Source organism: Halobacillus mangrovi (assembly GCF_002097535.1).
Lineage (GTDB): Bacteria > Bacillota > Bacilli > Bacillales > Halobacillaceae > Halobacillus > Halobacillus mangrovi_A.
The window spans coordinates 3,594,435-3,609,920 of the sequence record NZ_CP020772.1; the positions used below are offsets into that span (position 1 = coordinate 3,594,435).

Annotated in this window: 15 protein-coding genes; 9 read left to right on the forward strand and 6 right to left on the reverse strand. The window is 42.8% G+C overall.

Features of this window, described 5'->3' with window-relative positions; translation table 11 throughout:
* Window positions 1-94: 94 nt before the first annotated feature.
* From HM131_RS17975 to HM131_RS18000, 6 genes are all read left to right on the forward strand, one after another.
* Window positions 95-1,144 carry a class I fructose-bisphosphate aldolase gene (locus HM131_RS17975; protein WP_085031071.1) on the forward strand — a complete coding sequence of 350 codons (1,050 nt, stop codon included), beginning with the start codon at window positions 95-97 and terminating at the stop codon, window positions 1,142-1,144.
* 185 nt (window positions 1,145-1,329) lie between these two features.
* Entirely contained in the window at window positions 1,330-2,553 is a 1,224-nt protein-coding gene (locus tag HM131_RS17980; protein WP_085031072.1) for a M20 metallopeptidase family protein, read from the forward strand.
* On the forward strand, window positions 2,534-3,838 hold the full coding sequence (locus tag HM131_RS17985) for an amidohydrolase (protein WP_408607077.1): 1,305 nt from the start codon (window positions 2,534-2,536) through the stop codon (window positions 3,836-3,838). Before HM131_RS17980 ends, HM131_RS17985 begins: the two co-directional genes overlap by 20 nt.
* Window positions 3,831-5,084, forward strand: a complete 1,254-nt coding sequence (locus HM131_RS17990) for a M20 family metallo-hydrolase (protein ID WP_085031074.1) — start codon at window positions 3,831-3,833, stop codon at window positions 5,082-5,084. Before HM131_RS17985 ends, HM131_RS17990 begins: the two co-directional genes overlap by 8 nt.
* Window positions 5,081-6,388: a hypothetical protein gene (locus HM131_RS17995; protein ID WP_085031075.1), complete on the forward strand. Its 1,308-nt coding sequence runs from the start codon at window positions 5,081-5,083 to the stop codon at window positions 6,386-6,388. The genes HM131_RS17990 and HM131_RS17995 overlap by 4 nt, the downstream gene beginning before the upstream one ends.
* A gap of 107 nt (window positions 6,389-6,495) precedes the next feature.
* Window positions 6,496-8,025, forward strand: coding sequence for an AbgT family transporter (locus HM131_RS18000; protein WP_085031076.1), 1,530 nt, complete (start codon window positions 6,496-6,498; stop codon window positions 8,023-8,025).
* Window positions 8,026-8,659: 634 nt separating this feature from the next.
* Here HM131_RS18000 and HM131_RS18010 read toward each other — a convergent pair.
* The 3 genes from HM131_RS18010 to HM131_RS18020 are packed head-to-tail and all read right to left on the reverse strand — an operon-like array spanning window position 8,660 to window position 10,883.
* Complete coding sequence (locus HM131_RS18010; protein WP_085031078.1) at window positions 8,660-9,268, reverse strand: SGNH/GDSL hydrolase family protein; 609 nt, start codon at window positions 9,266-9,268, stop codon at window positions 8,660-8,662.
* A 27-nt stretch (window positions 9,269-9,295) separates the two neighbouring features.
* Window positions 9,296-9,694 carry an acyl-CoA thioesterase gene (locus tag HM131_RS18015; protein ID WP_085031079.1) on the reverse strand — a complete coding sequence of 133 codons (399 nt, stop codon included), beginning with the start codon at window positions 9,692-9,694 and terminating at the stop codon, window positions 9,296-9,298.
* Window positions 9,695-9,710: 16 nt separating this feature from the next.
* Complete coding sequence (locus HM131_RS18020) at window positions 9,711-10,883, reverse strand: iron-containing alcohol dehydrogenase (protein WP_085031080.1); 1,173 nt, start codon at window positions 10,881-10,883, stop codon at window positions 9,711-9,713.
* A gap of 202 nt (window positions 10,884-11,085) precedes the next feature.
* On the opposite strand from HM131_RS18020, the gene HM131_RS18025 reads away from it, so the two are divergent.
* On the forward strand, window positions 11,086-11,982 hold the full coding sequence (locus tag HM131_RS18025) for a thermonuclease family protein (RefSeq protein WP_085031081.1): 897 nt from the start codon (window positions 11,086-11,088) through the stop codon (window positions 11,980-11,982).
* 220 nt (window positions 11,983-12,202) lie between these two features.
* Window positions 12,203-13,060, forward strand: a complete 858-nt coding sequence (locus HM131_RS18030) for an SDR family oxidoreductase (protein ID WP_085031082.1) — start codon at window positions 12,203-12,205, stop codon at window positions 13,058-13,060.
* Window positions 13,061-13,098: 38 nt separating this feature from the next.
* Here the strand turns inward: HM131_RS18030 and HM131_RS18035 are convergent, their stop codons facing one another.
* Window positions 13,099-13,470: a VOC family protein gene (locus HM131_RS18035; protein WP_085031083.1), complete on the reverse strand. Its 372-nt coding sequence runs from the start codon at window positions 13,468-13,470 to the stop codon at window positions 13,099-13,101.
* Window positions 13,471-13,574: 104 nt separating this feature from the next.
* Between HM131_RS18035 and HM131_RS18040 the strand changes: the two genes are divergently transcribed.
* The gene (locus tag HM131_RS18040) at window positions 13,575-14,027 is read left to right on the forward strand and encodes a hypothetical protein (RefSeq protein ID WP_085031084.1); all 453 of its coding nucleotides are present in this window, start codon (window positions 13,575-13,577) and stop codon (window positions 14,025-14,027) included.
* A gap of 13 nt (window positions 14,028-14,040) precedes the next feature.
* Here the strand turns inward: HM131_RS18040 and HM131_RS18045 are convergent, their stop codons facing one another.
* Together HM131_RS18045 and HM131_RS18050 are read right to left on the reverse strand one after the other, a co-directional pair.
* On the reverse strand, window positions 14,041-14,826 hold the full coding sequence (locus tag HM131_RS18045; protein ID WP_085031085.1) for a TerC family protein: 786 nt from the start codon (window positions 14,824-14,826) through the stop codon (window positions 14,041-14,043).
* Between the two features lie 16 nt (window positions 14,827-14,842).
* Complete coding sequence (locus HM131_RS18050) at window positions 14,843-15,235, reverse strand: sporulation protein (protein ID WP_085031086.1); 393 nt, start codon at window positions 15,233-15,235, stop codon at window positions 14,843-14,845.
* Window positions 15,236-15,486 lie beyond the last annotated feature (251 nt).

Here is a 15,486-nt window from a genome sequence, read left to right on the forward strand (position 1 = left end):
ATGGTCTATAAGAGTTGGTAGATTCCAGTTTATAGGAGATCGTATAGGGAACTGTTCCATACAAGTATATTTTTCTCGAGGAGGAGTCACTTCTATGCCAACTGTCGAAGAGTTGTTAGGAAACGAAGCGGAGTATTTGCTGAGTCACGAGTGCCAAACCTTTTCCAAAGATGATCTTCATGTCCCCGGACCTGATTTTGTTGACCGTGTTTATAAATCGACCGACCGATCTCCTGTTGTCCTTAGAAATCTTCAAAGTTTGTTTAATCATGGAAGACTAGGCGGTACAGGTTACCTTTCCATCCTACCCGTTGACCAGGGGATCGAACACTCTGCAGGTGCATCTTTTGCCCCAAACCCTAGCTACTTTGACCCCGAAAACATCATTAAACTTGCGTTAGAAAGTAATTGCAATGCGGTAGCTTCTACCATAGGCGTGTTGGGATCTGTGTCCAGAGACTATGCTCACAAGATCCCTATGATCGCAAAAATCAATCACAATGAACTTCTTTCGTATCCGAATACTCATGATCAAATCATGTTTGGGTCCGTAAAACAGGCTTACAACCTGGGAGCCGTTGCTGTTGGAGCTACGATTTACTTTGGTTCTAAAGAAAGCAATCGCCAAATTCAAGAGGTCGCTCAAGCTTTCCAATACGCACATGAGCTCGGACTTGGCACAATCCTTTGGGCTTATCTCCGTAACCCAGTATTTAAAACAGCCTATGGAGACTACCATCTATCTTCTGATTTGACAGGACAGGCCATTCACCTGTCTGCCAGTCTTCAAGCAGATATCGTTAAACAAAAACTTCCGACATTAAACGGTGGATATCACGCGTTTGGTTTCGGTAAAACTCATGATAAAGTTTATTCAGAATTAACATCTGACCATCCGATCGATTTGACCCGATACCAGGTGGCCAACTCCTATATGGGACGGGCAGGACTAATAAATTCTGGGGGCGGTTCCTCAGAAAGAGATTTAAATGAAGCCGTCAAAACCGCTGTAATCAATAAGCGTGCCGGTGGGATGGGATTGATCATGGGACGCAAAGCTTTCCACCGTCCAATGAAAGAGGGCTACGAAATTATCCAGGCGGTTCAAGATGTCTATGCGGATGAATCAATCACCATCGCCTAGTAGAGGAAATACCGCCTATCTGATCAAAGAGCTGCTTCCTTGCAGCTCTTTTTTAATTCAACCGAATCGTTTCAGACACTAAAATAGAATTTTCTAAATTTTTTGTTGAAAAAGGTAGATTTACTGTTATACTACAAATAACGGAACATTAAAGGAAAATGTCCTTAATTAAAGGAGGAGCATTTTTGAATTACATCGAAGAACTAATCTCATCCATCAAAGATGACATCATTCATATAAGAAGGACACTGCACCAACACCCTGAGCTCAGCAATGAAGAATACCGCACTTCTTCTCTGGTAAAAGAGCAGCTTACTGCTTACGGAATTGAATGGCAATCGGGATTTGCCGGTACAGGGGTGCTTGGCATTATTAATGGGGATTTGCCAGGGGGAACGGTTGCCCTTCGAGCCGATATGGATGCCTTACCAATTCAAGAGGTCAATACTCACGAATTCATTTCTCAAAACGACGGTAAGATGCATGCCTGCGGACACGATGCCCATACAGCGATGCTGCTGGGAGCTGGATACGCCCTCCAACAAATGAAAGCAGACATTAAAGGAACGATTCTGCTCGTTTTCCAGCCAGCTGAAGAAAACTCACCTAACGGGGGATCTCAAGCTATGATGGAGGACGGAGTGTTTCATGAATATACCCCTGATGTTATTTACGGACAGCATGTGTGGCCAAGTCTTCCTGTCGGTCAAGTGGGAATTAGGGATAAAGAGATGATGGGAGCATCTGACCGCTTCAAAGTGACCGTGAAAGGGAAAGGCGGACATGCCAGTATGCCGCATGACGGAAATGATGCCCTGCTCATATCCAATCAGATGATATCCAGTCTGCAAACGATCGTTAGTCGAAACGTAAACCCTTTAGAATCGGCGGTAGTTACAATCGGCCGTATTGAAGGCGGTTATAGTTATAATGTCATTCCAAATGAAGTCGTTCTTGAAGGCACCGTACGCACGTTCAAACCAGAAGTAAAAGAAAAAGTAAAACGTCGCTTTCATACCATCATTGAGCAAACGGCAGACGCTTTCGAGGCTGAGGCAGAAATCAATTATTTAGACGGATATCCTGCGACGATCAACACGCCGAGGTGGGCACTGCAAGCCCGTGAATCTGCACAAAAGCTCCTCGGAAGTGAATCCACACCTTCTCTTGATCCTGCTTTAGCTGGAGAAGATTTCTCACGGTTCTTGCTTCATTATCCTGGAGCCTTCATATGGCTAGGTACTCAAATTGAAGATGGAGAAAATCAAAAGCCGCTTCATGATTCTGGATTTCAGCTTAATGAAAAAGCCTTACCGATAGGAAGCCGCTATTTAGTCGAGGTGGCGATGGATACGTTAAACACGTTATATTTTCAAAAAGAAGGTGATCATGATGTCCATTCATCATGAGTTTATTCAAAGCATGCAACCGAAACTAGTAAAATGGAGACGGCATTTCCACAGAAATCCTGAGCTTGGGTTTATGGAGTATGAAACAACCTACGCAATCGGTAAGGAACTGGAAGCTCTGGGATTCACTCTTTATATCGGAAGAGATGCATTAAAGAGCACCTCTCGCTATGGTGTTCCCTCTTCTAAAGAAATCCAGCAGCATGAAGCGAACGTCTCCTCCTCTATGGAAGAGAGTTGGCTGCAGAAAATGAATGGTGGCCACACTGGACTAGCAGCCGTGTGGGATACCGGACGAATAGGAGATCATTTGGCCTTCCGATTCGATATTGACGCACTCCCCATTGAAGAAAAAGCAGATGACCAGCACCTTCCCTATAAAGAAGGCTTCCATTCTCAGAATCCGGGCGTCATGCATGCCTGTGGTCATGATGGACATACTGCAATTGGATTAGGGCTTGCGCACTTTATTGCCACTCATACTTCAGAGTTAAACGGGAAATTCACCTTCCTTTTCCAACCGGCTGAAGAAGGCGGTCGAGGTGCTAAGGCAATGACGGACAAAGGATGGTTGAACGACGTCGACTACTTCTACTCCGGTCACATCGGAATTCAGGACCTCCCTCTTGGCACAGTCGCAGCATCAACCAAAGGATTTCTTGCCTCATCGAAATGGAATGTTACTTTTAAAGGACAATCCTCTCACGCAGGAATGAAGCCCGAAGATGGGCGAAATGCCCTTCTGGCTGCCGCTACTGCTGCAACGCAGCTCTATGCTATTCCTCGACATAGTGAAGGAGTAAGCCGCGTCAACGTTGGTAAACTAACGGCAGGAAACGGACGAAATATTATTTCAGACTATGGCTATATAGAACTGGAAACACGTGGAGAAACGAAATCCATCAATGATTACATGCAAAAAGAAGCAAGCAGGATGATCCGTGCATCTGCCGACATGCATCACGTAGAGTCCACCATCGATTTTGTAGGAGAAACGGAACCAATGGTCTGCGATGATGAGACGATTTCAACAATTAAGGAATCGTGTGGATCAAGTTCGATGATCAAACACATCATCAACACCGCTCAAGTATCTGGATCTGAGGATGCCAGCTTCATGATGAACGTAGTTCAATCTCACGGAGGAAAAGCAACGTATATGTTATTTGGCACTAGACTTTCGGACAATCACCACTCCCCTGCTTTTGATTATGAGGAAGAAGTATTGCCTGTAGCATTAGATACGTACATTCACATTGTAAAAGGGGGGCACTCACTTGAATAATTTAACGAGTTGGCTACATGAGCATTTGCTCAAGCTGAATTTGACTGAGGAGATGGATTATGAAAACGGGTTTACTCGGTTGAGCTATACAGATGAAGAGAAACAAGCTCATAAGGCCTTTCAACACATCGCCGAAAACTTACAATTAGAAGTCCAGACCGATCAAGCCGGAAATCTCTGGGCTACCTGGAATGTTGATAAAGGGGCACCTACAGTAGCCGTCGGTTCCCACGTCGACACGGTCAGTTCAGGGGGTGGATATGACGGAGTCGCTGGAGTTTTGACAGGCTTAGCAGCGATCAAGCTCTTAAAAGATCAGAACTTTACTCCAGAGAAAAACATCACGATTATCTGTTTTGCATCAGAAGAATCCGCCCGCTTCGGCGTTTCTACAATTGGCAGTAAAGCGATAAGCGGCTTGCTTGATAAAGAAGATGTTGTCGATGTAGAAGATGCAAACGGTATTACCATCAAGCAGTCGATCGAATCCTTCGGCTTATCATGGGAAACCATTCAGCACGCAGAACGTGAGAAAAAGGATCTGGAAAGCTTTCTTGAACTTCATATCGAGCAGGGAACTCAAATCGAAGATAACGCCGCTGAAATTGGTATTGTAAGAGGTGTCGCCTGCCCGATCCGTCTGAAGGTAACAGCAACCGGAATGGCGAACCATACAGGCACCACCCCCATGAACCGACGCTCAGATGCGTTTGCTGCTGTGGCACCGCTTATTACTTTTGTTGAAGAGCAAGCTAACCTTTTAAATGAAGGAGATTCTCTTCCTCTCGTAGCGACAGTCAGTACTGGACATGTGAGTCCGAACGTGATGAACGTAATACCTGGCGAAGTCGAGCTAGGAATTGATATACGAAGCGTTGACGATTCATTGAAAAAGAAACTCGCTGAACGTATTAAAGACTTCTGTAAAGAAATCGAAAGCAATCGCTCTGTTAACGTGGATGTGCAAACACTTGTCGATAATGACTCCGTCATCCTGGACAAAACGATACAGAAAAAACTTTCAGCTGTTACAGACAGCCTTACTATTAAACCATTAATTATGGACAGCGGAGCCGGACATGATGTCATGAACATGGCACACAAATGGCCATCAGGGCTAATCTTCATCCCATGTGAAAATGGCATCAGCCATCACCCTAGAGAATATGCTTCTCTTGAAGATCTGGCAAAAGGAACGAAAGTGATTGCCGAATATTTGCGCGTGGAAACAGGTGAGCATGCATGAAAACAACCATAGGTGTGATTGCGCCTCATGACTCTCTACAGCTCATCATGTATGTAGCGAAGGAGTTCGATGAAATTACATTCATCCCCTATCCGTATGAACAGTTAACGGAAGTGAGCGATATCTTGACAAAGCACCGCCACGAAGTCGATCAATGGTTTTTCTCAGGAGTGTTGAACTATACCTATGCCCTTGAGAATAACCTCATAACGGAAAAGGAAGGGACTTATCCTCCTTTACACGGAGCAAGCTTTTTCGGCATTCTCCTAGAAGCACAGCTCGCTTCCAACAAAGTGTACAGGGAAGTAAGCATCGACACGATTGAGAGTGAAGAGTTCGATAAAATCTTATCCTACTACCAACTAGATAGCTTAACTTATTACAATCACCCTTTTGATAGGGAAAAAAGCTCTGACAAGCTGGTCGAATTTCACTCTAAATTGTATGAAGAAGGAAAAACAGAAGTAGCCATCACATCGATCAAATATGTGTACAGAAAATTAAAGGAAAGAAGCATTCCTGTTTTCCGTGTGACTCCTTCCTATTTGTCGATTAAGATGATTATTCAATATCTCGAAGAGCGTGCACAATCAAACCTTTATCGGAATTCACAAGTCGCCGTCATCGGCTGCCGAATCGAAATGGATCCTGATCATTTAGAAGAGCTTTACTATTCGTTTAAAACGAAGTATCAAGAACTGGACGTACGCCGCCAGCTTTTCTCCATTGCGGAAAAAACCAATGGATCAGTCATGCAAATGGGGGATGGACTTTTCTTCATTTTCACGACTCGTGGAGAACTAAGTAACGAGTCAGAAGCAGATTTGTTCCATTTAATCGACGATATTCGTGCTCAGACGAACTTAAAAGTAAAAGTTTCTATCGGCTTTGGCGAAACCGTTTTGCAGGCTGAGCAGCACGTCCGGATGGGCTTCAGACATGTGAAAGACTATGAAAAACCGATGATTCTAATCGTCGACGATGATCAATCCATCTCCCTTAAGGAGCAAAAAGATCAAATCGCCTATCAAACAACGGACATCGGGCAAGCCTGGCAGGATAAATTAAAAGATGCCAATTTAAGTCCTGGAGTCGTTTCGAAAATATTGGCTTATGCTAAACAGTATGGTCGTGACAGCTTTTCCTCCCAGGATTTATCCCGTTGGTTGAAAAGTACAGAAAGAAACGGACGAAGGATTCTTTCTGAAATGGAGCGTGTCGGGATAGTTGAGCAAGCCGGTGAAAACCAATCAGGTGAAAGAGGCCGGCCGCGTAAAGTTTATAAATTCCTCCCCTTATCCTAAAAGTTTAAGGGGAGCCCCTCTATCATTACCCCTTGTAAACCCAGTTTTTTGGCTAAATACGGAAGTATTAAGGATAATTTCCCAAATTCAATGGAAGGGTGAAGCATATGAGTACAAACACCACCGAAAAATCGAACAAAGGTATGGCGAGGTTTCTGAACTTTGTTGAAAAAGCAGGAAACAAACTGCCGGAGCCATTTATGTTATTTGTTTACTTGGCAGCGTTTACGATCTTGTTTTCCTGGATTGTGTCCTTATTTGGCGTGACCGTTGAGGAACCAGGAACGGGTGAAGTCGTTGCTATTAAAAGTCTCGTTTCAGGAGAAGGTCTTAATTACATTTTGACTTCCATGCTTGATAACTTCACTGGATTCGCTCCTCTCGGTCTCGTGTTGGCTATGATGCTTGGTATCGGATTAGCCGATAAAGTTGGATTACTGGAAACTGCGATTAAAAGTACCATTCTAAAAGCACCTAAATCATTAATCACTTATGCAGTCATTTTTGTCGGAATATTAGGTAACCTAGCTTCAGATGCAGCCTTTGTTATCGTACCACCATTAGCTGCGATGGTCTTCTATACAATCGGCCGTCACCCGCTGGCAGGTCTAGCAGCAGGTTTTGCCGGAGTGGGATCTGGTTTTACCGCCAATATTATCATTGCCGGTACAGATGCCTTGCTTTCCGGAATTTCCACAGAAGTCATGGAAAGTATTGGTTCTGACATTGTTGTTACTCCCGTTGATAACTGGTATTTCATGATTGTATCCGTTGTCGTCCTGTCTATTACCGGCGCTCTCATTACCGAGAAAATTATTGAACCACGATTAGGCGAATATAAAGGGGAAGCTTCTGAAAATGAAATGGAAGAAAGCACACCTTTAGAGAAAAAAGGGTTTAAAAATGCCGTCATTGCCGGGATCGTATTCATAGGTGTATTAATTCTTGCACTTGCTTGGCCAGGATCCGCACTTCGAAATGAAGAAGGCGGAATTATCCCATCTCCATTCTTAGATGGAATCGTACCAATCATTCTATTTTTCTTTATTACCATTGGTATCGCGTATGGCGTAACAGTAAATAAAATTGAATCGACAAGAGATATATCCGGCTTCATGAGCGAAGCTATGAAAGATATGTCAGGCTTTATTGTATTGATTTTTGCCGCTGCCCAGTTCATTGCTTACTTTAGTTGGACAAACATCGGAACGTGGGTAGCCGTCAGCGGTGCGAACATGCTTGAATCTATGAATATGACAGGACTTCCTGTCGTGGTAGGGTTCTCTATGCTGACAGCGCTTATGAATCTGCTAATCTTTAGTGGATCTGCGCAGTGGGCATTGGAAGCACCGATTTTCCTGCAGATGTTCTATCTATTAGACTATCATCCGGCGTTTATTCAGGCAGCCTACCGTATTGCTGACTCCTCAACGAACATTATCACTCCGATGAATCCGTATATCATCGTCGTGTTAGCTTTCATGAGAGAGTACAACAAGAAAGCTGGTTTAGGAACATTGATATCCCTTATGCTTCCTTACAGTATCATCTTCTTTATCATCTGGGTGATCTTGTTGATCGCTTTTGCGCTATTAGGTATTCCATTTGGTCCAGGTGTCGATATGTATATTAAATAAATAGATTATCTAGAAGCGGCCTTTTGTGAGGCCGCTTCTTAATGATGTATCTTAATTAACTATGAACTTCCCTCTTCCATTAAAGCCTCCTTATCTTGAAGTGGCTTTGTTTAGATGGGTCTGTTTCCGATACCTTGTATCCTGGAGAGGTGTTCTGAGAAATGGGTCGCTTTCCGCGGGGATGACGGCAAGCCTCCTCGTTCGCTATGCTCTCTGTGGGGTCTTGCCAGCCATTCTATTCCCGCAGGAGTCTCCCCATTTCCCCTCTCACCTTGCTATTTTTTGGCGGAACGTAAACGTATGCAAAAGTAGAAACCGTTGCTTTTATTATAGAATTTCAAATTAGTCTCACTCTAAATACTGAAACTAGGTAGGTTTGAGGCTAATGAAAGTTGGGATGGCTGGAAAATGACGAGACTCCAGTGGGAGAAGGACCTAGACGAGACCCCACAGAGAGCGCAGCGAAACGAGGAGGCTCGGCAGTTCCCCCACAGGAAAGCGAGTTATTTTCCAGCCATCCCTTACCCTATTACGAATACAAACCCAAATTATCTCAAATTTGAGTCTTCGAGAATAATAATGCTATTTAATGGAAGAAACGTTAAGAAACGATCGATAAAAGGTTGTGAAGAGGTTAAAACAAGTGGCGGGTTGCTTTGATCCATTCTACGGCCATCAGCTCGTCTCCTCGCTCATTCATATGAACCCCATCAGTCGTAAGCGGAGTCAGAACTTTGCCGCGCAGTTGCTTAATGAATGCCCCATGAAGTGGAACATAACTACATTCAAATTGCTCAGCCGCCTCCCTCACCGCTTGTACATACTCTTTGAGCTTCTTGTTTCCTTCTGACTCAGGATCTTCCCCTATGATCGTAGGCTCCATCAAAACAATCGAAAGATTCAATTCTTCTATAGTTTTCTTAAGTAATTGAACATACGTATCTTTAAACTGCTCAGGGGAAATTTGGTTCATTTCTGGTGAATCCAACTGCCTCCAGACATCGTTGACCCCTATGGAAATGGATAAAAGATCAGGGCGTTCAGCAAGGACATCCTGATCCCATCTATTCGCCAGATCAACAATCTGGTCACCTTCTACACCTCGATTCAACACGTTATCAAGTGGAAGACCTAATTTTTCTACCACTTTATGTACATAGCCATTTCCGATTCCCTTCGTGTCATCAAACCTACCGCTTTCTGTAATACTGTCACCGATAAATAGGATTTTTGAATACTTCAAAATAAAGCTCTCCTCCGGTTTTCTTTATTAAGACACTTGATACATATGCATTTCTAACTCTTTCCGAACCTCATCTGGAATCCGCTCTGACTTCTGTGATTGCAAATTAAAATTTACATATGTCACGGTTCCTTTAGCACACATATGCTCATCCTGCCACAATTCCTCGTATAATTCTAAACTGGAATTTCCGATTCTTTTCACCCAAGTATAAATCGTTACATCTGTCCCAAAGTAGATTTGACTCAGATAATCGACGTTCATATTCAGAATGATCATTTTCCAATTATCAAAGGAACTATCAGGTGTAAACAGTTTAAAAATCTCATTTCTAGCGGCCTCAAACCAGACAGGGATGGTCGTGTTGTTAATATGACCGACCCCATCTGTTTCCGAGACCCGTGGCTCTATGATTTTTTTGTACATAATTTCCTCCCGGGACCTAGCTATGAGTTAATTCTCCTCGTAGAGCGTTAAAGTATATTTGCCGCACCGCTGTTTCTGAGAGAGGTTTTGGACTGCGCTTTAACAGACGTGTTTGTTGAAGGCCGTTATCTACAAGCCGCTCCATATCTTTTTCCTCAATATCATAAACGCTTAGTGTTGTTGGTAGTCCGACGTCTTCCACTAATTCCAGTAAATAGCGAACGACGCTTTGTGCAACTTGACGATTTGTTTTTCCTTCAACAGGAACACCAAGCGCTTTTCCAATTCCAGCCATCTTATCTAAACATGCTGGAAAAATAGAATCATAAACGAAAGGAAGCAAAACAGCATTGGATTCCCCATGGGGAACTTTGTGTAAACCGCCTAAAGGATAAGCTAAAGCGTGAACACCTGCTACACCGGCATTATAAAAACTCAATCCTGCCTGCATACTGCCAAGCGCCATCTGTTCTCGTGCTTTGTAATCGCGATCGTTCCAGACAGCGGATCTTATATTTCTGCTGATTCTCCCAATTGCCTCTAAAGCTAAAGAATCTGTTAAAGGCGTCGCATGCTTCGACGTATAGGCTTCAATCGCATGTGTGAGAGCATCCATACCGCTGGAAGCTGTAACGTTTGGTGGTAAGGTATAGGTCATAACAGGGTCGATAATTGCATAGTCAGCAAGCAGATAAGGGTGCGTCATCACATCTTTTGTATCTTCCAAAGAAAATACGGAGATATCCGTCACTTCTGCCCCCGTTCCTGATGTAGTCGGAATTAAAACTTTCGGTACCCCTCTTGATTCAAATTTTTGTTGCCCACTTAAATTTAAGAAATCTTCCACTCCGCCTTTGTTATCGATGAATACAGCCGCTGCTTTCGCAAGGTCTAGCGCGCTTCCTCCTCCGACCCCTACGACAAGTTCTGCTTGCGATTCTCTTGCTTGTTCTACCATTTGATTTCCTACATTCAAAGAAGGTTCAGGGACAACATCAGTGCTAATCGTAACCTCTACACCCTCCCCCTCTAAGATATGTATGATAGGATCGATCACTTGCAAGTCTTTTAAAGCAGGATCTGCCACTACAAATACCCGATGAACTTTAAGCTCTTGTAATACATCTTGCAGCCTGCTCAATGATCCTTCTCCGTAATAGACCTTTTTAGGTGAAACGAACTGATACATGTCTTTCACTCCTTTTTTATGATACTCAAAATTCTCATTCCCTAATTTTTATTAAAAAACACTATAGCTTTATAAAATGTTTAAAAGGAATGTCATAGATTGCGATTGGCTTGAAGTTTAAAAATTTGAGATGATAAAGCTATGAATATACTTTTTTAGCCGATTAGAAAAATTGAAAGTCACTTACTAAAGGAGGAGGAAGTTGGAGGAATTATTACTGCTTTTATTAGTTACGGCCTTTGCCTTACTCCGTTGGTTGCTATTTGCACACTCCCCTTATAACCGTATTTTTGTCGTATTTCTAATCAGCTTATTTGTTGTTGGGTGTGAAACACCTGAACCGGCTTCTACTAACCATGGAGAAAAACAAGAAAAGACTTCCACAGTGAAAACAAATGAAACAGAAGTTAACGAAGAGAGCAGCAATAATAAGCAAGGAGAAGATCCATTAGATAATTTTCCCGCAGCAACGGTTACAAGAGTCATAGACGGAGACACTATGGAAATAGAAATGAACGGGAAAACAGAGGATGTGCGATTACTTCTAGTAGATACACCAGAAACGAAACATCCTGATTTGCCCGTTCAGCCTTACGGGCGGAAAGCCAGTCAATTTGCTGAGGATATGCTGAATGATAAACAAGTACGTGTTGAATACGATGGACCTAAACGGGATAAATACGGCCGTCTGCTAGCCTACTTATGGATTGATGGTGAGAACTTTAACCAAATGCTGCTAGAACAAGGCCTTGCCCGTCTCGCTTACGTTTACGACCCGCCCTACACCCACTATGAGGCATTCGTCAAAGCGCAAAACAGGGCGGCGAATGCGAATAAAAACATATGGAGTATGGATGGCTATGTAACAGATAGTGGTTTTTCTGAAAAAGCATCGACTACTGAATCTAGGAGTGAGGAAAAGAAAAATGACTACTCTGGCCCCTATGAACCTGAAGGTAACGATAGGGATTGCGGGGACTTTGAGACTCAACAGGAGGCTCAGTCCTTCTTTGAAGCTGCAGGTGGCCCTGCTGAGGATCCACACCGATTAGACGGGAATGATCATGATGGAGTTGTGTGTGAGAGTCTGCCAAACTAAGTATTCTAAACTATCATATCTCCCTGCTATTCTTAAATATCCAAAAAAGAAGCTTACCGAAATGGGAACCTCTGCCTATTTATCATTCCAATCCTTGTTAACTTCTTCGATCATATTTTGAAAATTTAGCTTATCGAAGAAAGGCTACCATTGAATCTGTCACTACCTTTGCCGGCAGAAACTCTAACAATTGATCCAAAAACGAACGGATGTGAATACGATGCAACATGAACTCAATCCTGCAGATCAGAAAACAGCTCTAGTTACAGGTGCCAACTCTGGCATGGGACTTGCCTCCACTGTAGAGCTTATGAAAAAAGGCTACCACGTCATTATGTTTTGCCGAAATGAACAGCGGGGCAAAGTAGCGCTGCGTTCAGCCATACAGCAAAGTGGATCCGAGCATGCAGAGTTAATGATTGGCGATTTAGGTTCACTTAAAAGCATTCGCCGCTGTGCTGAGAAATTTAATGCTTACTATTCTAAGCTCGATGTCCTTATCAATAATGCCGGAGTTGTTTCGCTAAAGCGTACGACAACAGAGGATGGCTTTGAGAGCATGATGGGGATCAATCATCTAGGACACTTTCTACTGACAAATTTACTTCTTGATAAAATAACGCGTTCAAATCAAGGCAGAATTGTCACTGTCTCTTCAGGAGCTCACAAAGCAGGGAACATTCATTTTGATGACCCTCACTTCAAAAAGAAATTTAGCGTTATTAAGGGCTATGGCCAATCTAAGCTTGCGAATATCCTTTTTACACTTGAGCTTGATGAAAAGCTGGAAAACACTTCAGTACTCGCAAACTGTGTACACCCGGGAGCGGTCAGCACAAATCTTGGTGTAAACAGAGAAAGCGGCTTTGGCAGAACGATCCATACCATGCTGAAACCTTTTTTTCTTACCCCTCAACAAGGAGCAGATACAGCGATTTATCTTTCAACTGATCCTGATCTTAAAACCAGTGGAGAATATTTTTATAAACGTAAAGTTGCCGCAAGATCTGAACGAGCGCAAGATAAATTATTAGCGAAACAATTGTGGGGTTGGAGTGCTGAAGAAGTTGGATTGTAAAAATAAAAGTGACGAGCCCCCATGCTCGTCACTCCACCTTACTTATTAAATTCGATAATATTTCCATCCGGATCACTGATGTACACTTGATGCCACTCCGTTTTGTTATGAGGCTTATTCAGCATCTTTACGTGGTTGGCTTCCATTCTTTCAATAAAAACTTCGATATCGTTCACACGAATCGCAAAATGTCCGTCCCTTGAGTCAATCTCTGTTGTTCCCCGGAGCGTTTTTCCATCCTCGTACTCAATTAAGTGAAGTTGTGTTTTCCCTATTTGATACCAAGCCCCCGGAAAACCAAATTCCGGACGAGCATTGCTTTCCTGGAAACCTAGCACCTCTCCATAAAATCTCTTCGATTTTTCAATATCTGTCACCAGAATAGACACGTGATGAATCCCTTCGTACATAACTACATTCTCCTTTCTTGAACCTATTCTATCATTTTCCATATTATTTCCACGTATAAACAATACCTTTATTGAGACATGCTGGTTAGGAAGAGGTGAATCATATGCTTTTAATCATTGTACTAGGTTTTATCATCCCTTGGCTGACAGCCCCTTACGTCTACAAACTCGCACCCAAAATTTTTTATACCGTCGCTCCTGTTGGTGCTCTTATTGCAGTCACCTTAAATCAATTAGGCATTCACCTTGGCTTATGGAAAGTCCACCACATGCCTACAGTCGTATTATTGGATTCAATTTTTCTAGACTTTGGAATTTTCACAGTCGTTTCTGTATGGTTTATTTTTATCCTCTATTATAAGCAGAAAAATCCTTTATGGGTCTATCCTGCTTTCATTTTTGGAATGACTGGTATTGAATCGATTGCCCTTGCGATAGAAACCGTCTCCTATGATGAAGAATGGAATCTCTTTTACACGTTATTAATGTACATCGGTGGGTTTACTACACTTCACATTTTGACAAGAAAACTCGTAACCCTAAAGATCTACCCTTAACCTTACTATTTAATCAGCTATTTGCCGCAGCCTCATTTCTTGATGAGGACTGGGGCTTTTCTTTTGATAGAAACCATCCCCCGACAGCAATTAGCAGTAACACAGACCAGAAAATTAATTTCCAAATGACGCTTTTCGGAAATCCTTCCTCAAGAACGGCTAGTTCAGGGTGAGAGAGCGTATAAACAGCTAGCTTTACACCCACCCAGCCTACAATCAAGTAGGCAGCTGATTCCAATCCTGGCCGGCGATCAAGCAAGACGACAAAGTAGCCGGCTGCAAACCGCATGATCACAAGACCGATAATTCCTCCTGTAAGAACGACAGCGAAGTGGCCTCCATCCATGCCTCCAATGGAAGGAAGGGTCGTAACTGGAAGCGTCACAGCTAGCGCAACAGCTGCCAGAATAGAGTCTACGGCAAAAGCGATATCAGCAAGTTCTACTTTTATAACTGTCGTCCAGAACCCAGATCCTTTCTTTTCTTCCATTAAATCTTTCACCCGTGGTTTTAAAACATGCTTTTTCAAAAGGTGGTACAGAGCGATTCCTATAAGGTAAAGAGCACCGATAGCCTGGATTTGCCAAATATGAACGAGGTAAGAGATGACAAATAAAGAACCGAACCTGAACGCAAATGCGCCGGCAAGACCATAGAATAAGGCTTTTTTCCGTTTCTCCTGCGGCAGATGTTTAACCATCGTCGCAATTACAAGCGCATTATCTGCAGCTAATATTCCCTCGAGACCAATCAAAATCAACAAAACCCAGCTATATTCCATCACAAGAGCCATATCCATTTATCCATCTTCCCCTTTACTCGTTTTTAGTGACGACCAATTCGTCATGATCAATACTCTTCACATCATCAACAAACACTAGCTTTGTTTGTAAGCGGTATTTTACTTCCTCAGATGAAGGATTTAATTCCTCTGGAAGCTGACAATGAAACGGAAATTGTTTTTTGTCTTTACGGTTGATCGTCTGAGACATCAATACAGTTGTTACAGGCTGGATCATCGTTGGTTTCTTTCCTTTATCATCTTTCACTAAATCACATTCCAGCCGTTTAATTTTTTGACTGGTCCAGCCCCCTTTGAGATGGAACGAGCCACCAATGGTACCTCCGGGTCTGATTTCATTCCGATCTAAGACGAGATCAATTTTCGGTGAACCTAACTTTAAGAGACTTAACAATTTCGTAATCAATTCCTTAGACCTCCTGAACTATTTTTTAACATTAAAAAAACCTTCACCAGAATTATGGTAAAGGTTTGGTCTCTACAAATTTAAGCCTTTACCAATTTGGCAAAGGTCTCGCAAACAACTTTTTCGTTGCCAGTTATGCCGGTGACTTAGTATCACGTAATGGCGACATACCTGTAAGCTACTCCCCTTTGGAGTGTTATAAACGCAAGAAGCGCACAGTCTTTACTCGATGACTGTACTTTAATAATAAT